This window comes from Cellulomonas phragmiteti, from assembly GCF_016862775.1.
In the GTDB taxonomy this organism is placed as follows: domain Bacteria; phylum Actinomycetota; class Actinomycetes; order Actinomycetales; family Cellulomonadaceae; genus Cellulomonas; species Cellulomonas phragmiteti.
In genome coordinates this window covers 74434-98260 of sequence record NZ_BONP01000005.1, presented here as the reverse complement: position 1 = coordinate 98260, position 23827 = coordinate 74434, and the positions used below count along the sequence as shown (strand labels likewise).

Annotated in this window: 21 protein-coding genes and 1 tRNA gene; 14 read left to right on the top strand and 8 right to left on the bottom strand. The window is 72.7% G+C overall.

Features of this window, described 5'->3' with window-relative positions:
• Positions 1 to 133 precede the first annotated feature (133 nt).
• Together Cph01nite_RS06160 and Cph01nite_RS06155 are read left to right on the top strand one after the other, a co-directional pair.
• On the top strand, positions 134 to 1360 hold the full coding sequence (locus Cph01nite_RS06160) for a glycosyltransferase family 2 protein (RefSeq protein ID WP_203672323.1): 1227 nt from the start codon (positions 134 to 136) through the stop codon (positions 1358 to 1360).
• Positions 1360 to 1524 (top strand): hypothetical protein, encoded by a 165-nt coding sequence (locus Cph01nite_RS06155; protein ID WP_203672321.1) that lies wholly within the window; start codon positions 1360 to 1362, stop codon positions 1522 to 1524. The genes Cph01nite_RS06160 and Cph01nite_RS06155 overlap by 1 nt, the downstream gene beginning before the upstream one ends.
• A gap of 49 nt (positions 1525 to 1573) precedes the next feature.
• On the opposite strand, the gene Cph01nite_RS06150 is transcribed toward Cph01nite_RS06155, so the two are convergent.
• Positions 1574 to 2419, bottom strand: a complete 846-nt coding sequence (locus tag Cph01nite_RS06150; protein WP_203672319.1) for a hypothetical protein — start codon at positions 2417 to 2419, stop codon at positions 1574 to 1576.
• Positions 2420 to 2549: 130 nt separating this feature from the next.
• Between Cph01nite_RS06150 and Cph01nite_RS06145 the strand changes: the two genes are divergently transcribed.
• Positions 2550 to 3101 carry a cysteine hydrolase family protein gene (locus Cph01nite_RS06145; RefSeq protein ID WP_203672316.1) on the top strand — a complete coding sequence of 184 codons (552 nt, stop codon included), beginning with the start codon at positions 2550 to 2552 and terminating at the stop codon, positions 3099 to 3101.
• A gap of 28 nt (positions 3102 to 3129) precedes the next feature.
• On the opposite strand, the gene Cph01nite_RS06140 is transcribed toward Cph01nite_RS06145, so the two are convergent.
• Positions 3130 to 3203: transfer RNA gene (locus Cph01nite_RS06140), tRNA-Leu, on the bottom strand.
• A gap of 120 nt (positions 3204 to 3323) precedes the next feature.
• Between Cph01nite_RS06140 and Cph01nite_RS06135 the strand changes: the two genes are divergently transcribed.
• Together Cph01nite_RS06135 and Cph01nite_RS06130 are read left to right on the top strand one after the other, a co-directional pair.
• Positions 3324 to 4010: an ANTAR domain-containing response regulator gene (locus Cph01nite_RS06135; RefSeq protein ID WP_203672313.1), complete on the top strand. Its 687-nt coding sequence runs from the start codon at positions 3324 to 3326 to the stop codon at positions 4008 to 4010.
• Between the two features lie 205 nt (positions 4011 to 4215).
• Positions 4216 to 5499, top strand: coding sequence for an ABC transporter substrate-binding protein (locus Cph01nite_RS06130; RefSeq protein ID WP_203672305.1), 1284 nt, complete (start codon positions 4216 to 4218; stop codon positions 5497 to 5499).
• A 199-nt stretch (positions 5500 to 5698) separates the two neighbouring features.
• Here Cph01nite_RS06130 and Cph01nite_RS06125 read toward each other — a convergent pair whose 3' ends face one another.
• Genes Cph01nite_RS06125 through Cph01nite_RS06110 form a run of 4 tightly spaced genes read right to left on the bottom strand, consistent with a single transcriptional unit; the run spans position 5699 to position 9895 of the window.
• Positions 5699 to 6517 (bottom strand): ABC transporter ATP-binding protein, encoded by an 819-nt coding sequence (locus Cph01nite_RS06125; protein WP_203672302.1) that lies wholly within the window; start codon positions 6515 to 6517, stop codon positions 5699 to 5701.
• Positions 6514 to 7467 carry an ABC transporter ATP-binding protein gene (locus Cph01nite_RS06120; protein WP_203672299.1) on the bottom strand — a complete coding sequence of 318 codons (954 nt, stop codon included), beginning with the start codon at positions 7465 to 7467 and terminating at the stop codon, positions 6514 to 6516. The genes Cph01nite_RS06125 and Cph01nite_RS06120 overlap by 4 nt, the downstream gene beginning before the upstream one ends.
• On the bottom strand, positions 7457 to 8443 hold the full coding sequence (locus Cph01nite_RS06115; RefSeq protein WP_203672297.1) for a branched-chain amino acid ABC transporter permease: 987 nt from the start codon (positions 8441 to 8443) through the stop codon (positions 7457 to 7459). Before Cph01nite_RS06115 ends, Cph01nite_RS06120 begins: the two co-directional genes overlap by 11 nt.
• A gap of 18 nt (positions 8444 to 8461) precedes the next feature.
• Positions 8462 to 9895 carry a branched-chain amino acid ABC transporter permease gene (locus Cph01nite_RS06110; protein WP_239069073.1) on the bottom strand — a complete coding sequence of 478 codons (1434 nt, stop codon included), beginning with the start codon at positions 9893 to 9895 and terminating at the stop codon, positions 8462 to 8464.
• A 326-nt stretch (positions 9896 to 10221) separates the two neighbouring features.
• Between Cph01nite_RS06110 and Cph01nite_RS06105 the strand changes: the two genes are divergently transcribed.
• Positions 10222 to 10890, top strand: coding sequence for a GNAT family N-acetyltransferase (locus Cph01nite_RS06105; protein WP_239069072.1), 669 nt, complete (start codon positions 10222 to 10224; stop codon positions 10888 to 10890).
• On the opposite strand, the gene Cph01nite_RS06100 is transcribed toward Cph01nite_RS06105, so the two are convergent.
• Entirely contained in the window at positions 10806 to 11210 is a 405-nt protein-coding gene (locus tag Cph01nite_RS06100) for a PaaI family thioesterase (RefSeq protein ID WP_203672293.1), read from the bottom strand. The two genes, Cph01nite_RS06105 and Cph01nite_RS06100, sit on opposite strands and share 85 nt — an antisense overlap.
• Between Cph01nite_RS06100 and polA the strand changes: the two genes are divergently transcribed.
• From polA to Cph01nite_RS06085, 3 genes are all read left to right on the top strand, one after another.
• Positions 11209 to 13956, top strand: a complete 2748-nt coding sequence (gene polA / locus Cph01nite_RS06095) for a DNA polymerase I (RefSeq protein WP_203672292.1) — start codon at positions 11209 to 11211, stop codon at positions 13954 to 13956. The two genes, Cph01nite_RS06100 and polA, sit on opposite strands and share 2 nt — an antisense overlap.
• A gap of 174 nt (positions 13957 to 14130) precedes the next feature.
• Positions 14131 to 14499, top strand: coding sequence for a DUF485 domain-containing protein (locus Cph01nite_RS06090; protein ID WP_203672291.1), 369 nt, complete (start codon positions 14131 to 14133; stop codon positions 14497 to 14499).
• The gene (locus tag Cph01nite_RS06085; protein ID WP_203672289.1) at positions 14496 to 16157 is read left to right on the top strand and encodes a monocarboxylic acid transporter; all 1662 of its coding nucleotides are present in this window, start codon (positions 14496 to 14498) and stop codon (positions 16155 to 16157) included. Before Cph01nite_RS06090 ends, Cph01nite_RS06085 begins: the two co-directional genes overlap by 4 nt.
• Positions 16158 to 16160: 3 nt before the next feature.
• Here Cph01nite_RS06085 and Cph01nite_RS06080 read toward each other — a convergent pair whose 3' ends face one another.
• Positions 16161 to 16988: a class I SAM-dependent methyltransferase gene (locus Cph01nite_RS06080; protein ID WP_203672286.1), complete on the bottom strand. Its 828-nt coding sequence runs from the start codon at positions 16986 to 16988 to the stop codon at positions 16161 to 16163.
• Positions 16989 to 17143: 155 nt separating this feature from the next.
• Here Cph01nite_RS06080 and Cph01nite_RS06075 point away from each other — a divergent pair, with 155 nt between their 5' ends.
• From Cph01nite_RS06075 to Cph01nite_RS06055, 5 genes are all read left to right on the top strand, one after another.
• Complete coding sequence (locus Cph01nite_RS06075) at positions 17144 to 18784, top strand: ABC transporter substrate-binding protein (protein ID WP_203672492.1); 1641 nt, start codon at positions 17144 to 17146, stop codon at positions 18782 to 18784.
• Between the two features lie 16 nt (positions 18785 to 18800).
• A complete protein-coding gene (locus Cph01nite_RS06070; protein WP_203672284.1) occupies positions 18801 to 19805 on the top strand; it encodes an ABC transporter permease in 1005 nt (334 codons plus the stop codon).
• On the top strand, positions 19802 to 20746 hold the full coding sequence (locus Cph01nite_RS06065; protein WP_203672281.1) for an ABC transporter permease: 945 nt from the start codon (positions 19802 to 19804) through the stop codon (positions 20744 to 20746). The genes Cph01nite_RS06070 and Cph01nite_RS06065 overlap by 4 nt, the downstream gene beginning before the upstream one ends.
• Positions 20747 to 20748: 2 nt before the next feature.
• Entirely contained in the window at positions 20749 to 22515 is a 1767-nt protein-coding gene (locus Cph01nite_RS06060) for a dipeptide ABC transporter ATP-binding protein (RefSeq protein WP_203672278.1), read from the top strand.
• Positions 22516 to 22670: 155 nt separating this feature from the next.
• Positions 22671 to 23696 carry a 6-phosphofructokinase gene (locus Cph01nite_RS06055; protein ID WP_203672275.1) on the top strand — a complete coding sequence of 342 codons (1026 nt, stop codon included), beginning with the start codon at positions 22671 to 22673 and terminating at the stop codon, positions 23694 to 23696.
• Positions 23697 to 23827 lie beyond the last annotated feature (131 nt).

Below are 23827 nucleotides of genomic sequence, written 5' to 3'. Positions count from 1 at the left end.
CCGCTCCATCTCCCCGCCCGCCTGCTCGCCCCGGGACCTGCCGGCCCTGAGTGGTCGTCCGGAGCGCGTGGCATGGGGGTGACGCACCCGGCGGAGCCGCGAGGACCGGGTGCCGGAGCACCCGGAGGACGCCATGACCGATGCCGCTGTCGCGCCGCGCCCGCACGTCGCGACGCGCCGTCACCACGCCGCACGGACGCACGCGACGAGCCGCCCACCCCGGCGGACCGCGTGCCGGACGGTCCCGCGCGCCCGGCTCGTCGTGCTGGTCCCCGCCCACGACGAGGAGGCGGCGCTGCCGACGGTGCTGCGCGCGGTGCGTGACCAGACGTACCGGCCCGCCCACGTCGTGGTCGTGGCCGACCGCTGCACCGACGGCACCGCCGCCGTCGCACGCGCGCACGGCGCCCACGTCCTCACCACGCGCGACAACGCGGACCGCAAGGCGGGGGCGCTCAACCAGTCGCTGGCCGTGCTCGTGGACGCCCCGCCGGACTACGTCATGGTGCTGGACGCGGACACCGTGATCGGCCCGCGGTTCGTCGAGACGGCCCTGTCGCGGCTCGACGCCGACCCGCGGCTGGGTGCGGCGAGCGGGATCTTCCTCGGCCCGGGGGCGCACGGCTGGCTGCAGCGGTGCCAGGCCAACGAGTACACGCGCTACGCCGCGAAGATCGGCTCGACGGGGCGTGTCAGCGTCGTGACGGGCACCGCGTCGGTCTTCCGGTACGCCGCCCTGCGGGACGTGGCGTGCGCGCGCGGGTCGGCGCTGCCCGGCCGTGCCGGCGACGTCTACGACCGCGGGGCCATCACCGAGGACTCGGAGCTGACGCTGGCCCTGCGCACGCGGGGATGGCGCCTCGTCGCACCGCCGGCGTGCGTCTGCCGCACGGAGCTGATGCCCAGCACGGTGGCCCTGCACCGTCAGCGTGTGCGGTGGTACACGGGGATGCTGGACAACCTCCGCGCGTACGGGCTGACCCGCGTCACCGCCGGGTACCACCTGCAGCAGCTCATGCTCACGGTCGGGACGCTGACGCTGTGGGTGCTGCTCGCGCTGACCGTCGGCGCCGCCCTGCTCGGCACCCTCGCGTGGCAGCCGTTCTGGCTCGCGGTCGGGGCGGTGTTCGTCGTCGAGCGGCTGGTGACCGTGTGGGAGGGCGGCTCGACGGCGCGGTGGATCAGCCTGCTGGTCCTGCCCGAGCTCGTCTACGACCTGGTGCTCCAGCGCGCCTACCTGCACGCGTGGTCGTACCACCTGCGCGGGCGGAGCCCGCAGTGGGGCCACCTGACCGTCGCGCACGACCGGCCGTGCGTGGGGACCGCGGCGACCGGCGCCGCACGAGGAGAGGAGGAGTGATGTACCAGATGACGGGCACGGGGACGGGAGCCCTGGCGGCGACCGGGGCGGCCCTGGCCTTCGGGTGGATCGCGACGTGGACGCTGCTCGCGGCAGGGCTGGCGCTCGTGAGCGTCGCACGCGTCCTGAGCAGCAGGGCACGTCGCGCGGGCGCCGGCCGCTGAGGCCGCGGGCGACTCGACCGGCCGACCGCGAGCCGGGACCGCGCGTCGTTCAGCGGGGCCGGCCGGACGGCCGGCCCCGCACCGTGTCGACCTCCCAGAGCTCGACCGTCTGCAGCACCCAGAACGTGGCGAACAGCGCGACGAGCGCGGCCTCGACGACGAGCACGGCGTGCGTCCACGTCGGGACCGTCGCGTGCAGCGCCACGACGACCGACAGCGTCAGCAGCATCAGCGCACCGAGCGCGGAGTAGGCGATCGCCCACCGGGCGGAGGTGGCGCGCGCGAGGAACGCGTGGCGTACCACGACACCGATGACGGCCACGAAGAGGAGCACGGCCGCCGCGTCGTGCGCGCGCGCGACGAGCAGATCGGGCGCGAGCACGAGAGCCGCGGCCGGGACCAGCACCACCAGGGCCGCGGCCCCCCGCGCGAGGTCGCCTGCCGTCGGCGCCCCGCGGACCGCCACCGCCGCACGGGTGAGCGTGACCACCAGACCGACCACCACCAGCGCCGTCAGGCCGGTACGGGCGTCGGCGAGCGCTGCCGGCACGTCGGCCACGCGCGTCGCCGGGCAGCCGGCACCCGGTTGCGTGGGGGAGAGGGCGACGACGAGCGCGAGGAACCCGGCCGCGTCCAGCAGCGCGTCCTCGACGTCGTCCGCACCGGCGTACACGACGAGCAGCACGCCGAGCGCGCTCAGGGCGCCCACGACGACGTCGTGGGCGCCGGTCCAGTAGTACGCGCTCAGGGAGTCCAGCCAGCATCCTGACCGCGCCGCCTCCACCCCGACGGCGGTCGCGAGCATGGCGACCATCGCCACGAGCCCGAGGCGCAGGCTGCGGTACGTGGACCGCACCGCGGGCCGGGGGGACGGCGGTGTCGTCGTCGACTGCACGTGAGGGCACCTCCCGCGCACACCCTGCCACCGGCCGGCGGCGCACGCGCGCCGCGGCGCCGGCCCGGGACGGGGATGTCGGTGGTCGGTCCTAGCGTGGTGCGTGTCTGATCCGACCGCAGGAGGCGTCATGACCACGCTCGAGAACCGCCCAGGAACCGCACTGCTCGTCATCGACCTCCAGGTCGGCGTCGTTGCGGAGGCGTACGAGCGCGACGACGTGGTCGCCCGGGTCGCCGGGCTCGTCGAGCGGGCCCGCGCTTCGGGGACGCCCGTCGTGTGGGTGCAGCACAGCAGCGAGGAGTTCCCGCTCGGCTCCCCGACGTGGCAGATCGTGCCCGAGGTCGCCGTCGGCCCCGGCGACCCGGTCGTGCACAAGCGGTACGGCGACGCGTTCGAGGACACGGACCTCGAGGACGTCCTCGCCGGGCACGACGTCGGCCGGCTGGTCGTCTGCGGGGCCCAGACCGACGCCTGCGTCCGGTCGACCGTGCACGGTGCGTTCACCCGCGGCTACGACGTGACCCTCGTGCAGGACGCCCACACCACCGAGGACCTGTCGGCGTGGGGTGCGCCGTCACCGGCCGACGTCATCGCGCACACGAACCTCTACTGGGGGTTCCAGGAGGCGCCGGGACGGACGGCGCAGACGGCGTCGGCAGCCGAGGTGGCCCTGACGTAGACCGCCGTCGGGCGACGCGGCGGGCAGGTGCCCCGAGTGGGATTCGAACCCACACTGGATCGGGTTTGAGCCGAACGCCTCTGCCGGTTGGGCTATCGGGGCCGCGGCAGCAGCCTAGTGCGGCCTGCCGCATGCTGCGGACTGCGGCACTGCCCCGACACGTGACGGCGGCCACGAGGGCGCGCGCGCCACCACCGGCGGTCGGCGCACTACGCTGTGCACGTGACCAAGGACGACAGCACCGAGCCCACGCAGGACGCGCCGCAGGCCGTGGACCTGTCCGCCGCCGAGCCCGCACCGCGTGCGGCCGTGCCGTCCGCCGGCCGGCCGGCGCGCCGGGCGGTCGTCGCCGAGGACGAGGCGCTGATCCGGATGGACGTCGTCGAGACGCTCACCGAGGCGGGGTTCGAGGTCGTGGGCGAGGCGGGTGACGGTGAGCGCGCCGTGGAGCTCGCGACGGAGCTCAAGCCGGACGTCGTGGTGATGGACGTCAAGATGCCCGTGCTGGACGGGATCTCCGCCGCCGAGCGGATCGGCAAGGCGCACCTCGCGCCGGTCGTGCTGCTGACCGCGTTCTCGCAGACCGAGCTCGTGGAGCGGGCGCGCGACGCCGGGGCGATGGCCTACGTGGTCAAGCCGTTCAGCCCCGCGGACCTGCTGCCGGCGGTCGAGATCGCGATCTCCCGCTACGCGCAGATCACGGCGCTGGAGTCCGAGGTCGCCGACCTCGCGGAGCGCTTCGAGACCCGCAAGCGGGTGGACCGCGCCAAGGGGCTGCTGATGACCAAGATGGGGCTGTCGGAGCCGGAGTCGTTCCGCTGGATCCAGAAGACGTCGATGGACCGCCGGCTGACGATGCGCGAGGTCGCCGACGCCGTCATCGAGCAGGTCGGTGGCGCGGCGTCCTGACGCTGCAGCACCCCGGTCACCGAGCCCGGTCGACGCCCTGCGTCGACCGGGCTCGTCGCGTCCTTGGTCACAAGTGCACAACGACATCGTGGTGAGACGTTGCCATTCACATGGCGGACACAAACGATGAGTACGTTCGCGCCACATCGCCGTGGCCCGCCCCCGGGCCTCGGCCGTGCAGGGCTCACAGAGGGGTACCACACGCATGATTCGTTCCACACGTGCAGGACGCGCGCTGGCGGTCGCAGGAGTGGTCGCACTGGCGCTCACCGCGTGCGCCGGCGGCTCCGACGACGCCGGCGACGACGAGACGGCCGGGACAGGTGGCGGCGAGCCGCTCCTCATCGGCACGATCCTCCCCGTCACCGGGTCGCTCGCGCAGCTGGGCCCGCCGGAGATCGCCGGCGTGGACCTCGCGGTGAAGGAGATCAACGACGCCGGTGGCCTGTTCGGCGCCGACGTCGAGGTGGAGCACACCGACTCCTCGGACGCGCAGAACGCGTCGGTCGCGACGGCCTCGGCCCAGCAGCTGATCTCCTCGGGAGTCTCGGCCATCATCGGCGCGGCGTCCTCGTCCGTCACCAAGAACATCGTGGACGACATCACCGGCGCGGGCATCGTGCAGGTCTCCCCGGCCAACACGGCCACGGACCTGTCGGGCTACTCGGACTTCTACTTCCGGACCGCACCGCCCGACACCGTGCAGGGTGACGTCCTCGGCAACCTCATCGTCAGCGACGGCGCCAGCAACGTCGGCATCCTGGTCTTCAACGACTCCTACGGCACGTCGCTGCGCGACGTCGTCGAGGGCGTCGTCGACGAGGCCGGCGGCTCGGTCGTCTACGGCACCTCGGGCCAGGAGTTCGACCCGGCCGAGACGAACTTCGCGACGATCGTCGCGGACGCGATCTCGTCGGGCCCCGACGCGCTGGCGATCCTCGCGTTCACCGACCAGACCCCGTCGATCGTGCGTGAGCTCGTCGCGCAGGGCTGGGACATGAGCAAGACGTACTTCGTCGACGGCAACCTGCAGAACTTCGGGGTCGACGGTGACGTCGGCTTCCCGGCCGGCACCCTCGAGAACGCCCAGGGCACGCTGCCCGGCGCGTACCCGTCGGAGGAGTTCCAGGCGCGCATGCTCGAGATCGACCCGGACCTGAAGGACTACTCCTACGGTCCCGAGTCGTACGACGCGACGATGCTCGTCGCGCTCGCCGCGCTGAAGGGTGGGGCGTCCGACGGCGCGACCATCCAGGCCAACATGGCGGCGGTCTCCGGCGCGGACGGTGGCACGGAGTGCACCGGCTGGGAGGAGTGCAAGGCGCTCATCGAGGACGGCGAGGACATCGCGTACCAGGCCGTCTCGGGTGTCGGTCCGTTCAACGAGGCCAACGACCCGTCGTCGGCGTTCATCGGGATCTACCAGTTCGGCCCCGAGAACACCTACACGTTCAACCGCTCGGAGGAGGGCGAGGTCCCGCAGGGCTGACCTGCTGACCACCGTCTGAGGGCAGCCCCCGGAGCCGTCGGCTCCGGGGGCTGCCGCGCGTCCAGGGCCGTCCGGGGCGACCGGAGGGGTGCGCGGCGGGGCAGTACCCGGCACGGCGTCGTGCCGGTCGCGGCCTGCCGGCACGACGAGGCCCGGTGGCCGACCTCGTCAGGTCGGCCACCGGGCCTCGTGCGTCCGGTCAGGCGGCGGGGGAGCCCGCCGGCCCGGGCTGCGCGTCCCGTGCGGCGTCCACGTCGGTCGCCAGGGTGCCCAGGTACAGCTCGATGACCTTCGGGTCGTGCATGAGCTCCCGGCCGGGCCCGGAGTAGGCGTTGCGGCCCTGGTCGAGCACGTAGGCGCGGTCGCAGATCTGCAGGGCCCGCCGCGCGTTCTGCTCCACGATGACCACCGACACGCCCGCCTTGTTGATGCGGCGGGTCCGCAGGAACGCCTCGTCCTGCCGGACGGGCGACAGGCCCGCGGAGGGCTCGTCGAGGAGCAGGACGGACGGCTCGGGCATGAGAGCGCGTGCCATCGCGACCATCTGCCGCTCACCGCCGGACAGGGCGCCCGCGCGCTGCTTGCGCCGGTGCGTCAGCTCGGGGAACAGCGCCAGCACGACCTCCAGCCGGTCGGCGAACTTGTGGGGCGTCTGGTAGACGCCCATCTGGAGGTTCTCCTCGATCGTCAGGCTGGGGAACACGTTGTTCGTCTGCGGGACGAAGCCCACGCCCCGCTGCACGAGCGCGTCGGCGCGCAGGCCGGCGATCGACTCGCCCTGCAGCGTCAGCGAGCCCTCGCGGATCGCGACGAGCCCGAAGAGCGACTTGAGCAGGGTCGACTTGCCGGCGCCGTTGGGTCCGATGATCCCGACGAGCTCGCCGGGGTGCAGGACCAGGGAGCACTCGTTGAGGATGTTCACCCCGGGCAGGTACCCGGCGACGAGGGAGTCGGCGTGCAGCAGCGGCTCGCCCTGCGGCGCGCCGCGGTGCAGCGCGGGTGCGGTGGTCTCGGTCACGGCGCCTTCTCCTCAGCCTTCGTCGCCGGGGCCATCTCGGCCTCGGCCTCCGCCTCCGCCTCGGCGTCGATGACGCCGCCCTCGTCCAGCAGGGCGTCGTCACCGAGGTCCGTGTCGTGGTGCGCACCGAGGTAGGCGTCGATGACCGCCTGGTCGGCCATGACCTCGGCCGGCGGACCCTCCGCGACGACCTTGCCCTGCGCCATGACGACGACCCAGTCCGAGATGTGGCGGACCATGTGCATGTCGTGCTCGACGAACAGCACGGTCGTGCCCGAGTCGCGCAGGTCGGTGATGTGTCCCAGCAGGGACTGCGTGAGCGCGGGGTTCACGCCGGCCATGGGCTCGTCGAGCATGACGAGCGTCGGGTCCGACATGAGGGCGCGCGCCATCTCGAGCAGCTTGCGCTGCCCGCCGGACAGCGACCCGGCGAAGTCGTCCTTCTTGGTGTCGAGCTTGAAGCGCTCCAGCAGCGTCATCGCCTTGTCGGTGATCTCGCGCTCGCGTGGCGCCCACAAGGGCTTCACGAGGGCGGTGAAGAGGCCCTCACCGGGCTGCGCGCGTGCACCCAGGCGCATGTTGTCCAGGACCGTCATGCGCGCGAGCGCTTTGGTCAGCTGGAAGGTGCGCACCATGCCGGACTTCGCGACGCGGGACGCGGCGACACCGGCCAGCGGTGTGCCGTCGAAGACCCAGCTGCCCGTGTCCGGCTTGTCAAAGCCGGTCATGAGGTTGAAGAAGGTGGTCTTCCCCGCCCCGTTGGGTCCGATGAGCGCCGTGATGACGTGCTGCTGCACCTCGACGTGCTCGACGTCGACCGCGTTGACGCCGCCGAAGCTGCGCCGCACGCCGTCGGCGACGAGCAGCGCCTGCGGCTTGGGTGCGCCGGGGACGCGGGGGACCTGTGCCAGGCCGTGCCTGGCCTGCTCGACGACGTCCTCAGTGGGCATTGATCGCGAGCTCCTTCTTGTCGCCCAGGATCCCCTGGGGTCGGAAGATGATGAGCATCATCAGCGTCAGTCCGACGAGGATCCAGCCGATCTGCTCGATCTGCTGCACCGACAGCACGTCGGGCGGGACGACCCCGCGCAGGAAGCCGCGCACGAAGACCAGCGCGCCCCAGAAGAGCAGGGAGCCCAGGACGGGTCCGAGCACCGTGGCGGCGCCGCCGAGCAGCAGGATCGTCCAGGTGTTGAACGTCACCGGCCGGCCGAGCGAGTCGGCCTGCACCGAGCTCGCCAGGACGAACACGATGCCACCCAGGGCGCCGAAGACCCCACCCAGGACCAGCGCCTGCAGCTTGTATCCGTAGACGTTCTTGCCGAGCGCCCGCACGGCGTCCTCGTCCTCGCGGATGCCCTTGAGCACGCGGCCCCACGGGCTGCGGATGAGGCGCCACACGAGCAGGCACGCGAGCAGCACGAGGCTCCAGCCGACGATGCGCAGCCACCAGGAGTTGGAGGTGTTGGTCGCCAGCGTGATCGGGCCGAGCGTCCACCGGTCGTCCGGGAACGGCGACGCGTCCTGGAAGGTGCCCTTGAACGCGTTGCCGGTCAGGCCCTCCGAGCCGCCGGTGATGTCGGTCAGCGCCGTCGAGCGCCCCACCATCCGGACGATCTCGGCGGCGGCGATCGTCACGATCGCGAGGTAGTCGCCCCGCAGCTTGAGCGTCGGTAGCCCGAGGAGCAGGGCGAAGATCACCGCGGCGGTGATCGCTACGAGGAAGGCGAGCCACAGCGGGGCGCCCTGGATGGTCGCGACGGCGAAGCCGTACGCGCCCAGCAGCATGAACCCTGCCTGACCCATGTTGATCAGGCCCGTGAGCCCGAAGTGGATGTTCAGCCCGATCGCCGCGAGCGCGTACGCGATCGCGGTGGGGCCCAGCATCTCGTTGAGGACGTTCGTGAAGAGCTGTCCGTAGTCCATGACGGCGACGACCTCCCGCTAACCGATGCGCTCGGCGCGCCCGAGGATGCCCTGCGGCCGCAGCAGCAGGACGAGGATGAGGATCACGAGCGCGCTCGCGTAACGCATGTCGCTCGGCAGGACCAGCGTCGAGAGCTCGACGACCAGGCCGATGACGAGTGCGCCGAGCACGGCGCCGAGCGGGGACCCCAGACCTCCGAGGGTGATCGCGGCGAACATCAGCAGCAGCAGCGTCGACCCGAAGTTGAAGCGTGTGGTGTTGAGGTACAGCGCGAGGAGCACGCCGCCGAGCGAGGCCAGGGCGGCGGAGACGATCCAGACCCTGCTGATGACCGCTTCGACCTTGATGCCCGTGGCGGCGGCGAGCGCCGGGTTGTCGGACACGGCCCGTGTCGCCCGTCCGAGCCGGGTGCGGGCCAGCGCGAAGGCGACGACCGCGAGCACGACCAGGGCGATGCCGACCGACACGAGCGACTGCCCGGAGATCTGCACCGGTCCGATCTGCATGCGCTGGGAGATGCCCGACACGATCGGCGCGGGCCGTGCCCCGAAGAAGAACAGGAAGCCCGACAGCATCGCGAGCGACAGACCGATCGTCACGATCATCTGCTGCGTCACGCCCACGCCACGGCGACGCAGCGGGCCGAACACGACGCGGTTGAGCAGCCACCCGGCCAGCCCGCCCGCGGCGGTCGACACGACGATCGCGAGCCACAGCGGCAGGTCCCACCACTGCACGGCCATGAACGCGGTCATGCCGCCGAGCGTGACGAGCTCACCGTGCGCGAAGTTCGACAGCCCGGTGGTCCCGTAGATGAGGTTGGCCCCGAGCGCAGCCAGCGCGAGCAGCACGCCGAACACCGTCCCGGCGAGCACGAGCTGGGCGTACCGGTTGGTCCCGGGGCCGGCGGACGCCTCCGCGCTCGCCTCCGCCTCGGCACCGGCGTCCAGGTCGGTCCCCGCGGCACCCGTGGTCGGGCCGGCGGACGGGCTGGCCGTCTCGGTCTGCCCGCTCGGCGGGGCCTGGCCCGGGGGGACGACCTGCACGATCCGGCCCGCGGAGCGCCCGAGCGCCACCGTCACGACCGCCGGGTTCTCGTCGGGGTCCCGCAGGACGGTCCCGGCGGGCAGCGTGCTCTCGTCGACGGTGACGGTGTAGTCGCCCGCCGTCGTCAGCGCCACGGAGACCTTGCCGGCGTCGTCGGTCGTGGCGGTGACGGTGCCGTCCTCGCCCTCGACCTCCAGGGCGACCCCGGCGGCGGGTCCGGTGCCGGGGACGGTGACCGTCACGTTGAGGCACGCCGTGGCGTCGTCCGGGCTGCAGGGGGTGGTCGCCGCGTGCGCGGGGCTGCCGACGACGAGCGTCGACAGGGCCGTGAGGAGGACCAGCAGGAGGCCGGCACCTCCTCGTCGCAGGGCGACGGAACGGTCCCGGCACGCGACTGCTCGCACGTCAGACCTCCGTCCTGGTGATCGGGCACGGGCGCCGGGCGCGCCGCACGATGAGGTGAGCCCTCGCCCACCGGTCAGCAGACGATAGGGAGGGATTGTGTCCTGTTCATTACGTGAGCGCGAGAGTTCCCTACCGATCGGTAGGGAACTGCGTCCTGACGCGGGCTGGATCCGGGCGGTTGGTCCGGGTTCACCGGGACGTGACACGCGGCCGCACTAGGCAGACGTGCCCGGGTGGGCCATCATCGAGGCAGGGCGCCCGGACCGGGGGATCGGGCGTCCGGAGTCCGACACTCGTCCCCGGGAGGCCCGCAGTGCGGCCAGGTGTGCACGTCCGACGCGCGGCGTCGTCGGACCTGGAGGATCTCGTCGACCTGTGCCTGCAGGCGCGTGCCGAGTCGGGTGCCGGCCGGCAGCTGTGCGCCGCCGACCGCGGCACGCTGCACCGGCAGCTGGCGGCGCTGGCCTCGGTCCCGGACGGCGTCGTCCTCGTGGCGACGTGCGACGGCGAGCCCGCCGGCATGGTCCTGTGCCGGCTGCTGCGCCCCGGGATGCTGTCCGACGCGGTGGTCCTCAGCCTCGATGCCGTCTACGTGGCGCCGCTGCACCGTCGGCGTGGCCTGGGCCACGCGATGCTGCAGGCCGCGGTCGAGGTCGCCGACGCGGCCGGCGCCCAGGACGTGTACGCCGCCCCGTTGCCCGGCTCGCGCGGGATGCAGCGCTTCCTGGCGCGGCTGGGGTTCGCCCCGGCCGCGGCGCACCGCGTGGTGAGCACCGGCGCGCTGCAGCGACGTCTCGCGCTCGACGTGCCGACGGTGGCGCGGCGCCCGGCGGCACGCGGCCTGGAGGATCTCATCGAGCGACGCCGTCGCGCCCGGGCGCGGGTCGGTGCCGACGAGGACCTCGCGCGTCAGACCGGCGCGTCGATGAGCATGCAGGTGACCCGCGCGGTGCACAGGCGTCGCCCGTCGCCGTCCTCCACGACCACCTCGTAGGAGGCGAGCGAACGTCCTCGGTGCACGGCGCGCGCCGTGCCCGTGACCGTGCCCGCGCGGGCCGATCGGTGGTGGGTGGCGTTGAGCTCGATCCCGACCGCGGCGCGTCCCGGCCCGGCGTGGGCCGCGGCAGCCAGCGAGCCCAGCGTCTCGGCGAGCGCGGCGGACGCGCCGCCGTGGAGCAGCCCGTAGGGCTGGGTGTTGCCGGCGACCGGCATGCGGCCCGTCGCCCCCTCGGCGTCGACGTGCAGGATCTCCATCCCCAGGCGCTCCAGGAGGGTGTCGTCGGTCGGCGGGATGGCGAAGGGGATGTCGGACATGGCAGATAGGTTGGCACCCGTGAGTGCCGACCAGCCAGCGACCACCGGCTCGACGACCCCCCGCCTGCTCCTCATCGACGGGCACTCGATGGCGTACCGCGCCTTCTACGCCCTGCCGGTGGAGAACTTCGCGACCTCCACCGGCCAGCCGACCAACGCCGTGTTCGGGTTCACGTCCATGCTCGCGAACCTGCTCCGCGACGAGGAGCCCACGCACGTGGCCGTGGCGTTCGACGCCGGCCGCACCACGTTCCGCACCGAGCGCCTCGAGTCGTACAAGGGCAACCGGGCCTCGACCCCCGAGCCGTTCCGCGGGCAGGTCGACATCATCCGGGCGCTGCTGGCCACCCTGCACGTGCAGGTGCTCGACAAGCCCGGCGTCGAGGCGGACGACATCCTGGCCACCCTCACGGCGCAGGCGCGCGACCAGGGCATGGAGGTCCTGGTCTGCTCGGGCGACCGCGACACGTTCCAGCTCGTCGGGCCCACCGTGACCGTCCTGTACCCGGTGCGCGGCGTGTCGGAGATGTCCCGCATGACGCCGGACGCGGTCGAGGCGAAGTACGGCCTGCCCCCGGCGCGCTACCCGGACCTGGCTGCGCTCGTCGGCGAGACGAGCGACAACCTCCCCGGCGTGCCCGGCGTCGGCCCCAAGACGGCGGCCAAGTGGATCACCCAGTACGACGGGCTCCCGGGCGTGCTGGAGAACGCCGAGCGCATCACCGGCAAGGCCGGCGAGTCGCTGCGGGCGCACCTCGCCCAGGTGGAGCTCAACCGTGAGCTCAACCGGCTCCTCGTCGACGTGGAGCTGCCCGTCGGGCCCGAGGACCTGGCCGTGCGTCCGTGGGACCGCCAGGCGCTGCACGAGATGCTCGACGAGCTCGAGTTCCGCACGCTGCGTGACCGGCTGTTCGCGATGCTGCCCGACGAGACGCGCGACGAGAGGGTGGCCACGGCCGCCGCCCTCGACCTGGTGCAGACCGGTGACGGCGGGCTCGGCGCGTGGCTCGACGCCCGCGCCGACGAGGTGCTCGGGCTCGACGTCCGCGGCTCGGGAGCACCCGCCCGCGGCGACGCCTGGGGGGTCGCGATCGCGGACGGCGCCGGTCAGGCCGTGGCCTACGACCTGACCGCGATCGAGCCGGCCGACGACGCGGCGCTCGCTGCCTGGTTGGGCGACCCCGACCGCGGCAAGTCGCTGCACGCCGCCAAGGAGGCGTGGCACGCGCTCGACGGGCGCGGGCTGGCCCTGCGCGGCGTCCGCTTCGACACCGAGCTCGCCGCCTACCTGTGCCAGCCGGACCGGCGCGCGTACGACCTGCCCGACCTGGCGATCGGGTACCTGCGACGCGAGCTGAGCAGCGACGCGGCCACGTCCGCCGGGCAGGGCGCGCTCGACCTGGAGGTCGACGGCGCCGACGAGGGCAGGCGTGCCGCGGTCCGCGCGGCCGCGGTGCGGGACCTGGTCGACGTCCTCGGGGGCGAGGTCGCCGACCGGGGGGCGACGACCCTGCTCACGGACCTCGAGCTCCCGCTGCAGGACGTGCTGGCGCGCATGGAGCGCACGGGCATCGCGATCGACCGCGGCTACCTCTCGTCGCTCGAGCAGGAGTTCGACGGGCGGGTCCAGGGCGCCGCCGCGGACGCCTACGCCGTCATCGGGCGTGAGGTGAACCTCGGCTCGCCGAAGCAGCTGCAGGAGGTGCTCTTCGACCAGCTCGGCATGCCGAGGACGAAGCGCATCAAGACCGGGTGGACCACCGACGCGGCCGCGCTCACCGACCTGTTCGCGCGGACCGGCCACCCCTTCCTCGAGCACCTGCTGGCCCACCGCGACGCGATCCGGCTGCGCCAGACGGTCGAGGGGCTGCTGCGCTCGGTCGGCGACGACGGGCGCATCCACACCACGTTCCAGCAGACCATCGCCGCGACCGGGCGGCTGTCCTCGGCGGACCCGAACCTGCAGAACATCCCGATCCGCACGGAGGCCGGCCGCCAGATCCGGCGCGCGTTCGTCGTGGGACCGGGCTACTCCACGCTGCTGACCGCCGACTACTCGCAGATCGAGATGCGGATCATGGCGCACCTGTCGGGCGACGAGGGCCTCATCGCGGCGTTCCGCTCGGGGGAGGACCTGCACAGCTACGTCGGGTCCCGGGTGTTCGGCGTCGCCACGGGTGACGTGACCCCGGCGATGCGCTCGAAGATCAAGGCCATGAGCTACGGCCTGGCCTACGGCCTGTCGTCGTACGGGCTCTCCCAGCAGCTCGCGATCGAGGTCTCGGAGGCGTCCGCGCTCATGACGGACTACTTCGAGCGCTTCGGCGGTGTCCGCGACTACCTCACCGGGGTCGTGGACGAGGCACGGGCCACCGGGTACACGGCGACGATCCTCGGCCGCCGGCGCTACCTGCCGGACCTCACCAGCGACAACCGGCAACGGCGCGAGACGGCGGAGCGCATGGCGCTCAACGCACCCATCCAGGGCAGCGCCGCGGACCTCATCAAGGTCGCGATGCTCGGGGTGGACGCCGAGCTCACGCGGCGGGGGCTGCGCTCGCGGATGCTGCTGCAGGTCCACGACGAGCTGGTGCTCGAGGTGGCCGAGGGGGAGCGCGAGGAGGTCGAGTCGGTCGTCCGCACGCAGATGGCGCACGCGGGCGACGGCGTCCCCGGTGGCGCGCTCGACGTGCCGCTCGACGTGTCGGTCGGTGTCGGCGCGAGCTGGCACGAGGCGGGTCACTGAGCGGCGGCGCACCCCCCACGGTCCGGCAGGGAGTCACCAGAACGTGTGACCCCCGTCGAGGACATTCGCACTCCGGTTGATCTCGACGGCCGCGATGTCTGGAAATGTCGGGTGTTGTGCGTCACAGTGGTCCCCGCGGCGGCGACGAGGCCGTCCGGACCAGCGGAGGTGCACGTGTCCGAGAGTCCTCAGGAGACCGACTACCAGCGCGTTCAACGCTCACCGGAGTTCCAGGACCTGCGCCGCAGGTTCCGTCGCTTCGTGTTCCCCATGACCGCGCTGTTCCTGGCCTGGTACTTCCTGTACGTCCTTCTCGCGAACTACGCCCAGGCGTTCATGAGCCAGCGTGTCGTCGGCAACATCACCGTCGGGCTGCTGCTCGGGCTCGGCCAGTTCGTGTCCACCTTCGTCATCACGATGACCTACGCCCGCTGGGCGAACCGGAAGCAGGACGCCGTCGCCGCGAACCTCCGCGAGCACATCGAGTCCGGCGCCCTCATCGACGGCGGCGCGGACGCCCGGCACGGCGGGAGCCTCGCATGACGCGGTCCGACGCCACCGTCCTCGCAGTGGCCGCCGACTCCGGGCAGATCGGCGACCCGCTCGTGAACATCGCGATCTTCGGCGCCTTCGTCCTCGTGACGCTGGTCATCGTGTTCCGCGCGTCGCGCAACAACAGGAGCGCCGCGGACTACTACGCCGCCGGGCGGTCCTTCACCGGCCCGCAGAACGGGACGGCGATCGCGGGCGACTACCTGTCGGCCGCGTCGTTCCTCGGCATCTGCGGCGCGATCGCGATCTACGGCTACGACGGGTTCCTCTACTCCATCGGGTTCCTCGTCGCGTGGCTCGTGGCGCTGCTGCTCGTCGCCGAGCTGCTGCGCAACACGGGCCGGTTCACCATGGCCGACGTGCTGTCGTTCCGGCTGCGCCAGCGACCCGTGCGCATGGCCGCCGCGCTGTCGACGCTCGCCGTCGTCTTCTTCTACCTCCTCGCGCAGATGGCCGGTGCCGGCGGGCTGGTGGCGCTGCTGCTCGGGATCGACGGGGCAGCGGGTCAGGGTGTCGTCATCGCCGTCGTCGGCGCGCTGATGATCTTCTACGTCCTCGTCGGTGGCATGAAGGGCACCACCTGGGTCCAGATCATCAAGGCCATCCTGCTCATCGCCGGCGCAGGGGTCATGACCGTCTGGGTGCTCGCGAGGTACGGGTTCGACCTGTCCGCGCTCCTGCAGGGCGCGATCGACACCGCGGGCGAGGGCGGCGAGACGCTCATCGAGCCCGGGCGCCAGTACGGGGCGTCCTCGCTGACCCAGCTGAACTTCCTGTCGCTGGCGCTCGCGCTGGTGCTCGGCACGGCCGGGCTGCCCCACGTGCTCATGCGGTTCTACACGGTGCCGTCCGCCAAGGAGGCCCGGCGCTCGGTCGTGTGGGCGATCTGGTTGATCGGCATCTTCTACCTGTTCACGCTCGTGCTCGGGTACGGCGCGGGGGCCCTGGTGGGGCCCGAGGCGATCATGGCGGCACCCGGCCGGGCGAACTCCGCCGCGCCGCTGCTCGCCTACGAGCTCGGTGGGGTGCTCCTGCTCGGGGTGATCTCCGCCGTCGCGTTCGCGACGATCCTCGCGGTGGTGGCGGGCCTGACGATCACGGCCGCGGCGTCGTTCGCGCACGACATCTACGCCTCGGTCATCAAGCGTGGTGAGGTCGCTCCCGACGGTGAGGTGCGGGTCGCGCGGATCACGGTGCTCGTCATCGGGGCCCTGGCGATCGTGGGCGGCATCTTCGCGAACGGCCAGAACGTCGCGTTCCTCGTGGCGCTGGCGTTCGCGGTCGCGGCGTCGGCGAACCTGCCGACGATCATCTACTCGCTGTTCTGGAAGCGGTTCAACACCGCCGGCGCGCTGTGGAGCATGTACGGCGGCCTGCTCTCGTGCGTCGTGCTCATCGCCCTGTCACCGGTGGTGTCCGGCAAGGTCGACCCGGTGACCGGTGAGAGCCTGTCGATGATCCGGGACACGTCGGTCGACTTCGCGGTGTTCCCGCTGGAGAACCCCGGGATCGTCTCGATCCCGCTGGCCTTCCTGCTCGGCATCGTCGGGACGCTGCTGTCCAAGGAGCAGCCGCACCCCGAGAAGTTCGCCGAGATGGAGGTGCGCTCGCTGACCGGCGCCGGGGCGGAGAAGGCCACGAGCCACTGACGATCAGGCGGGCGGCCGGTGCGCACGCACGATGAGCGTCCCGGGCAACCGGGCGCCGCGCACCGGCCCCCAGCCGCCCCACACCCGGCGGTGGTCGGGGGGCCACTCGGGCTCGACCAGGCCGTCGAGGACGAACCCGGCGCCGACGACGTCGGCCACGTGGTCGCCCACCGTGCGGTGGTACTCCGCGTACAGCACCCGCCCGTCGGCGGCCGACTCGACGTAGGGCCGGCGGTCGAAGTAGGAGCGCGTCGCGGTGAGCCCGCCGGCACCGGGGTCGTCCGGGAACGCCCACCGCAGCGGGTGGGTGACCGCGAAGACCCAGCGCCCGCCCGGGCGCAGCACCCGCAGGACCTCGGCGTGGACGCGCGGCACGTCGGGCACGAACGGCAGCGCACCGAAGGCGGTGAAGACGATGTCGAAGGACCCGTCCGCGAACGGCAGCGCCCGGGCGTCGGCCTGGACGAGGGGTGTCCGGGTGCCGGCGGTCGCGTCGAGCCGGGCGCCGGCGGCGAGCATGCCGGCGGAGACGTCGGTCGCGACCGCCTGCGCACCGGCGACCGTGCGCAGCCAGCGGGTGCCCTGGGCCGCGCCGGCGCCGACCTCGAGCACGCGCGCGCCCCGCACGTCCCCGAGGAGCCGCGCCTGCGACTCCCGCACACCCTCGGGACACCACAGCAGGTCGGCCGGCCCCAGGAAGTCGCCGTGCTCGTCGAGGTACTCCGCGGCGTTCGCGTCCCACCAGCCGCGCGCGGCGGCACCGCCCTGGTCGTCCGGCACCTCGCGGTACCCGGCGTCCGCCAGGGCGTCGTCCCGTGACTCGTCCGACATGCCGCCAGTGTGTCCGACGCCTGATCCGTACCGGTCCGTAACACCCGTGTGACACGCCGCACCTAGCGTTCGCCGGGTCCCGCGGCGTGGTGCACACCACGCCCTGACGAGAGGTGGCAGCAGTGAGGACCAGATGGCAGACCGTCGCGGCCGGGATGGTGGTCGGGCTCGCCCTGACCGCGTGCGCCGCCAGCGACCGTGACTCCGGGGCGGACGCCGGCGACGGCGCGACCAGCGGTGGGCGCGACACCTTCATCTTCGCGGCGTCGAGCGACCCCGCGACGCTGGACCCCGCGTTCGCCAGCGACGGTGAGACCTTCCGCGTGGCACGTCAGATCTTCGAGGGCCTCGTCGGCGTCGAGCCCGGCACGGCCGACCCCGCCCCGCTGCTCGCCGAGTCGTGGGAGGTCAGCGACGACGGCCTGGAGTACACGTTCGCGCTCAAGGAGGACGTGACGTTCCACGACGGCACCGACTTCGACGCCGACGCGGTGTGCTTCAACTTCGAGCGCTGGAACAACTTCACCGGGGTGCTGCAGTCCGAGTCCCTCTCGTACTACTGGCAGAAGGTCAACGGCGGCTTCGCGAGCAGCGACGTCGCGAGCCTGGACGGCACCGGGAAGTACGAGTCGTGCGAGGCGCCCGACCCGGCGACCGCCGTGATCCGGCTGCGCAGCCCGCTGCCCGAGCTCGTCTCGGCCCTGTCGCTGCCGTCGTTCTCGATGCAGTCGCCGACCGCGCTGCAGGAGTACGACGCCGACGGCGTGACGGGGGACGGGCAGGCGCCCGTGCTCCCGGCGTACTCGACGGCGCACCCCACGGGCACCGGTCCCTTCCGGTTCAAGTCGTGGAGCCCCGGCGAGGAGGTCGTGCTCAGCGCGTACGACGGGTACTGGGGCGAGCAGGGACAGGTCCGACGCGTCGTGTTCCCGGTCATCTCCGACGCGACCGCGCGGCGGCAGGCGCTGCAGGCCGGCGACATCGACGGCTACGACCTCGTCGGGCCCGCCGACGTCGTCGCGCTGGAGGACGCCGGCTACCAGATCGTCAACCGGGAGCCGTTCAACGTGCTGTACCTCGGCATGAACCAGGCGAACCCCGACCTGGCCGAGCTCAAGGTGCGGCAGGCCATCGCCCACGCGATCAACAAGGAGGCACTGGTCGCCCAGACGCTCCCCGAGGGCACGGAGGTCGCCACGAACTTCGTCCCGCCGTCGGTCGCCGGGTGGAACCCCGACGTCGTCACCTACGAGTACGACCCGGACAAGGCGCGCGCCCTGCTCGCCGAGGTCGGCCGGTCGGACCTGACGCTCGACTTCAACTACCCGACCAACGTGTCGCGCCCGTACATGCCCACGCCCGAGCAGGTGTTCACGGCCATCGAGGCCGACCTCGAGGCCGTCGGCATCACGATCAACCCGGTCCCGGACCCGTGGAACCCGGAGTACCTCGACAAGATCCAGGGCGGCGCGGACCACGGGCTGCACCTGCTGGGGTGGACCGGCGACTACAACGACACGTACAACTTCATCGGCGTGTTCTTCGGTGGCACCTCCAACGAGTGGGGCTTCGACAACCCGTCCCTGTTCTCCGCCATCAACGACGCCCGGTACGTGGCCGACGTCGACGACCAGACGGTGGCGTACGAGCAGGCCAACGCGGCGATCCTCGAGTTCCTGCCCGGCATCCCGCTGGCGCACCCGGTCCCGTCGCTGGCCTTCACGGCCGAGGTGAAGGGCTACCCGGCCTCGCCGGTGCAGGACGAGGTCTTCAACGTGATCACGCTCGGCGACTGAGGAGCTGCACCACCCGATGACCCGACTGATCCTGCGGCGCCTCGCGCTGCTCGTCCCCACCCTGCTCGGGTTGTCGGTGCTGCTGTTCCTGTGGGTGCGTGCTCTCCCAGGAGGGCCGGCGACGGCTCTCCTGGGCGAGCGCGCCACCCCCGAGGCGGTCGCGCGCATCAACCAGCTCTACGGCTTCGACCGGCCGCTGCCCCAGCAGTACCTGACCTGGCTCGGGCAGCTCCTGCAGGGCAACTTCGGGGTGTCGACCCGCACCGGGCGGCCCGTGCTCGACGAGTTCCTCGCCAGGTTCCCCGCGACGATCGAGCTGTCGCTGCTCGGCCTGCTCGTGGCCGTGGGCCTCGGCATCCCGCTGGGGTACGTCGCCGCCCGCCGGCAGGGGAGGCTCGTCGACCACGCCGCGGTCGTCGCCTCGCTGCTCGGCGTGACGATCCCCGTGTTCTTCCTGGCGTTCCTGCTCAAGTGGCTCTTCGCCGTGCAGCTCGGCTGGTTCCCCTCGGCGGGTCGGCAGAGCTCCGCGATGATCGCCACGCACCCCACGGGGTTCTACGTGCTCGACGGCGTGCTGACCCGCGAGTGGGACGCGAGCTGGAACGCCCTGACGCACCTCGTGCTGCCGGCGCTCGCCCTCGGCACGATCCCGCTGGCGATCATCGCGCGCATCACGCGCGCGTCGGTGATCGACGTGCAGCACGCCGACTACGTCCGCACCGCGCGCGCCAAGGGCCTGTCGGGCCCCCACGTGCGCGGCCGCGTCATCCTGCACAACGCGATGCTGCCGGTCTCGACGACCATCGGCCTGCAGATCGGGCTGCTGCTCTCGGGGGCCGTGCTCACCGAGACCGTCTTCGCCTTCCCCGGCGTCGGCAAGTTCCTCGCCGACGCCGTCTTCGACCTCGACTACGCGGTGCTGCAGGGCTTCATCTTGCTCATCGCCGTGGTCTACGCCCTCGTGAACCTCGCGGTGGACGTGTCGTACGGCCTGATCGACCCGAGGATGAGGACGCGATGAGCGCACCCGAGGTGTACGAGGTCCCGCAGCAGGGCCCGGTCGACGCGGGCGCCGCGCTCGCCGAGGACCGACGGGCCGGCGAGGCGCTGTGGCGCGTCGCGCTGCGGCGCCTGGTGCGCAACCCTGCCGCGATCCTCGGCGCCCTGGTGGTCGTCGCGTTCGTGCTCGTCGCGCTGCTGGCACCCGTCATCGCGCCGTTCGGCCCGGGCGAGCTGCCCGGCCGCGCCGACGTGCGACCCACGTTCATCCCCGGCCCGTCGGCCGACCACCCGCTGGGGATCGACCGCTACGGGGCCGACCTGTTCTCCCAACTGGTGTGGGGCGCACGCGCGTCCCTGCTGATCGGGGTCCTCGCGACGCTCCTGGGCCTGGCCGGGGGGATGCTGCTCGGCCTGGTCGCGGGAACGTTCGGCGGCTGGGTCGACTCGGCCGCGATGCGCCTCGTCGACCTCATGCTCGCCGTGCCCAGCCTGCTGCTCGCCGTCTCCATCGCCGCCGTGGCCGGGCAGAGCCCCTCGTCCGTCGTCCTGGCGATCGGCGTCGTCCAGGTGCCCGTCTTCGCGCGTCTGCTGCGCGGGTCGATGCTCGCGCAGAAGGGGCAGGACTACGTGCTCGCGGCACGGTCCCTGGGGCTGTCCCGACGCACCGTCACCATGAGCCACGTCCTGCCCAACAGCGTCTCCCCGGTGATCGTGCAGGCCACGCTGCTGCTGGCGACCGCCGTGATCGAGGCGGCCGCGCTGTCGTTCCTCGGCCTGGGCGGGGGCTCGCCGACGACCGCGGAGTGGGGGCGCATGCTCGTCGCCGCGCAGAACGAGCTCGAGATCGCGCCTCGTCTGGCCCTGTGGCCCGGCATCTGCATCTCCGTGACGGCCCTCGGCTTCACCCTGTTCGGCGAGGCGCTGCGCGAGGCCCTCGACCCGCGATCGAGGAGGCGGTGAGCATGACGGACGCACCCCAGCACCCCGCAGGCGGCACGGAGCCGCTGCTGAGCATCCGCGACCTCGAGGTCACGTTCCGCACCGAGGCCGGCAGCGCGACCGCCGTGCGCGGCGTCTCGTTCGACGTCCGCGCCGGCCAGACCGTCGCCGTGGTGGGGGAGTCCGGCTCCGGGAAGTCCACGACGGCCGCCGCGGTCATCGGCCTGCTCGCCGGCAACGGCTCCGTCACCGCCGGGCAGATCCTCTTCGAGGGCGAGGACCTCGTCGCTCTCGGCCCCGAGGCGATGCACCGCCTGCGCGGCAGCCGGATCGGCATGGTGCCGCAGGACCCCATGTCCAACCTCAACCCCGTCCGCCGGGTCGGTGCCCAGGTCGACGAGACCCTCGAGGACAACGGCGTCGCCCGCGGTGCTGCCGCCCGTGCCCGCACCGTCGAGCTGCTCACCGAGGCGGGCCTGCCCGACGCCGAGCGACGTGCCCAGCAGTACCCCCACGAGTTCTCCGGCGGCATGCGGCAGCGCGCGCTCATCGCCATGGGGCTGGCGGCGCGTCCCCGGCTCCTCATCGCCGACGAGCCGACCTCCGCGCTCGACGTCACCGTCCAGCGCACGATCCTCGACGGGCTCACGGATCTCACCGACCGCCTCGGGGTCGCGGTGCTGCTCATCACGCACGACCTGGGGCTCGCCGCCGAGCGGGCCGACCGCGTCGTGGTGATGTACCGCGGCGAGGTGGTCGAGGAGGGCGACGCGCGGACCATCCTCACCGCGCCGCGGCACGAGTACACGCGCCGCCTGCTCGCGGCCGCGCCCTCGCTGGCGTCGCGCCGCATCGAGCTCGCGCGCCACGGGGGGCACGTCGACGAGCCCGCGCCCGCCGACGTGCCCCCCGACGGGTCCCCGGAGCACCGCGGCACCGCGCCCGCGTCGGCGTCGCCCGCGCTCGCGGCCGACGCCTCCGCGCCCCCGCTCGTCGAGGTGGAGCACGTCACGAAGGTCTTCACCATCCGCGGCCGCGGGCTGCTGGGCCGGTCCTCCGGCTTCACGGCCGTCGACGACGTCAGCTTCGTCGTCCCCCGCGGACGCACCCTGGCGGTCGTCGGGGAGTCCGGCTCCGGCAAGTCGACGGTCGCCCGCATGATGCTCGCGCTCCTCGCGCCGACGTCGGGCACGATCCGGTTCGACGGCACGGACGTCACGCAGCCCGACCGCTCCGCCGAGGTCGCGTTCCGGCGCCGCGTGCAACCGATCTTCCAGGACCCGTACGCCTCGCTCGACCCGCTGTTCACCGTCTACCGCACCGTCGAGGAGCCGTTGCGGGTGCACGGGATCGGTGACCGGGCCCAGCGGCACGCCCGCGTCCGCGAGCTCCTGGACCAGGTGGCCCTGCCCGCCGGCCTGCTGCGCCGCTACCCGGCCGAGCTGTCCGGCGGGCAGCGGCAGCGCGTGGCGATCGCCCGAGCGCTGGCCCTCGAGCCGGACCTCGTGGTGTGCGACGAGGCCGTCTCGGCCCTCGACGTCATCGTCCAGTCCCAGATCCTGCACCTGCTCGCCGACCTGCAGGAGCGGCTCGGCCTGACGTACCTGTTCATCAGCCACGACCTGGCCGTGGTCCGCCAGATCGCCGACGAGGTCTGCGTCATGCAGGAGGGGCGCATCGTGGAGCGGGGCACGGTCGACGACGTGTTCGACACGCCGCGCACGACCTACACGCGCACCCTGCTCGACGCCATCCCCGGGCGGGACCTGGACCTCGGGCGCCCGGCCTGAGGTCGACCGCGCCCGCGGTCGTGCGCCGTCCACCGGGACCGAAGGCGTACCGGTCGCGCGTCCGGGATGGCTAGGGTGGTGCGCGACGCCGCGTCGACGCGCGTCAGCCCCCGCGGACCTCGACGGGGTGACCCCTGCGAACGAGGAGCTCCAGCGTGCGAGTCGGTCTGCTCACCGGTGGCGGCGACGTCCCCGGCCTGAACGCCGCGATCCGAGCGGTCGTCAAGCGGGGGGAGGGCGAGCACGGGCACTCGATCATCGGCTTCCGCAACGGCTGGAAGGGTGTGGTCGACGGCGACGTCATGCCGCTGACCCGGCGGGACATCCGCAACGTCCTGCCGACGGGCGGCACGCTGCTCGGGACGGCGCGGTACCACCCCCACGCGTCGGACGGTGGCCTCGATGCCGCCCTCGCCACGCTGGAGGCCGAGCGCATCGAGGCGCTCATCTGCATCGGCGGTGACGGCACCCTGAACGCCGCGAGCAAGGTCGCCGCGGCGGGCGTCAAGGTCGTCGGGATCCCCAAGACGATCGACAACGACGTGTGGGGGACCGACGCGTCGATCGGCTTCGACACCGCGGTGAGCATCGCGACGGAGGCGATCGACCGGATCCACACGACGGCCGAGTCGCACAACCGGGTCATGATCGTCGAGGTGATGGGCCGGCACGCGGGGTGGATCGCCGTGACCTCCGGCATCGCCGGAGGCGCCGAGCTGGTCCTGGCACCGGAGGAGCCGTTCGACATCGGCCGCATCGAACGCTTCCTCAAGCACCGGCACCGGGCGCACGCCAGCTTCTCGATCGTCGTCGTCGCCGAGGGCGCGGTCCCCGCGGAGGGCACGCCGATGCACTACGAGACGCAGGTCGGCAAGTTCGGCGAGATCGTCGCCGGCGCCATCGGCGAGCGGCTCAAGGTCGAGATCGAGCAGCGCACGGGGTTCGACACCCGCGTCACCGTGCTGGGTCACACGCAGCGCGGTGGCATCCCGACCGCCGCGGACCGGATCCTCGCCTCGCGCTTCGGCGTCGCCGCGATCGACGCCGTCACGGCGGGAACGTCGAACGTCATGACGGCGATCCAGGGCGAGCAGGTCGTGCTGCTGCCGCTCGACGAGGTCGCGGGCAAGGTCAAGTTCGTGCCGCAGGACCTGCTGACCGTCGCGCGGGCACTGGCCTGACGCTCCCTTTGCCTGCGCCGCCGTCCACCCGATAGGGTGGACGGCGGTGCCGCGCGTCCTGGTGCCACCGAGTCCTCGAGGTCTCCCGGTCCGCCGGCGACGAGGTCGTGGTGGACGGGACGCGGACGTTC

What these genes read in the sequence shown, in the direction of transcription:
- Cph01nite_RS06085 (WP_203672289.1), top strand. Translation starts at nt 14,496, where the DNA reads ATGACGCGGTCCGACGCCACCGTCCTCGCAGTGGCCGCCGACTCCGGG.
- Cph01nite_RS06120 (WP_203672299.1), bottom strand. Translation starts at nt 7,467, where the DNA reads ATGCCCACTGAGGACGTCGTCGAGCAGGCCAGGCACGGCCTGGCACAG.
- Cph01nite_RS06115 (WP_203672297.1), bottom strand. Translation starts at nt 8,443, where the DNA reads ATGGACTACGGACAGCTCTTCACGAACGTCCTCAACGAGATGCTGGGC.
- Cph01nite_RS06080 (WP_203672286.1), bottom strand. Translation starts at nt 16,988, where the DNA reads ATGTCGGACGAGTCACGGGACGACGCCCTGGCGGACGCCGGGTACCGC.
- Cph01nite_RS06130 (WP_203672305.1), top strand. Translation starts at nt 4,216, where the DNA reads ATGATTCGTTCCACACGTGCAGGACGCGCGCTGGCGGTCGCAGGAGTG.
- Cph01nite_RS06145 (WP_203672316.1), top strand. Translation starts at nt 2,550, where the DNA reads ATGACCACGCTCGAGAACCGCCCAGGAACCGCACTGCTCGTCATCGAC.
- Cph01nite_RS06100 (WP_203672293.1), bottom strand. Translation starts at nt 11,210, where the DNA reads ATGTCCGACATCCCCTTCGCCATCCCGCCGACCGACGACACCCTCCTG.
- polA (WP_203672292.1), top strand. Translation starts at nt 11,209, where the DNA reads ATGGCAGATAGGTTGGCACCCGTGAGTGCCGACCAGCCAGCGACCACC.
- Cph01nite_RS06070 (WP_203672284.1), top strand. Translation starts at nt 18,801, where the DNA reads ATGACCCGACTGATCCTGCGGCGCCTCGCGCTGCTCGTCCCCACCCTG.
- Cph01nite_RS06065 (WP_203672281.1), top strand. Translation starts at nt 19,802, where the DNA reads ATGAGCGCACCCGAGGTGTACGAGGTCCCGCAGCAGGGCCCGGTCGAC.
- Cph01nite_RS06075 (WP_203672492.1), top strand. Translation starts at nt 17,144, where the DNA reads ATGGTGGTCGGGCTCGCCCTGACCGCGTGCGCCGCCAGCGACCGTGAC.
- Cph01nite_RS06160 (WP_203672323.1), top strand. Translation starts at nt 134, where the DNA reads ATGACCGATGCCGCTGTCGCGCCGCGCCCGCACGTCGCGACGCGCCGT.
- Cph01nite_RS06060 (WP_203672278.1), top strand. Translation starts at nt 20,749, where the DNA reads ATGACGGACGCACCCCAGCACCCCGCAGGCGGCACGGAGCCGCTGCTG.
- Cph01nite_RS06155 (WP_203672321.1), top strand. Translation starts at nt 1,360, where the DNA reads ATGTACCAGATGACGGGCACGGGGACGGGAGCCCTGGCGGCGACCGGG.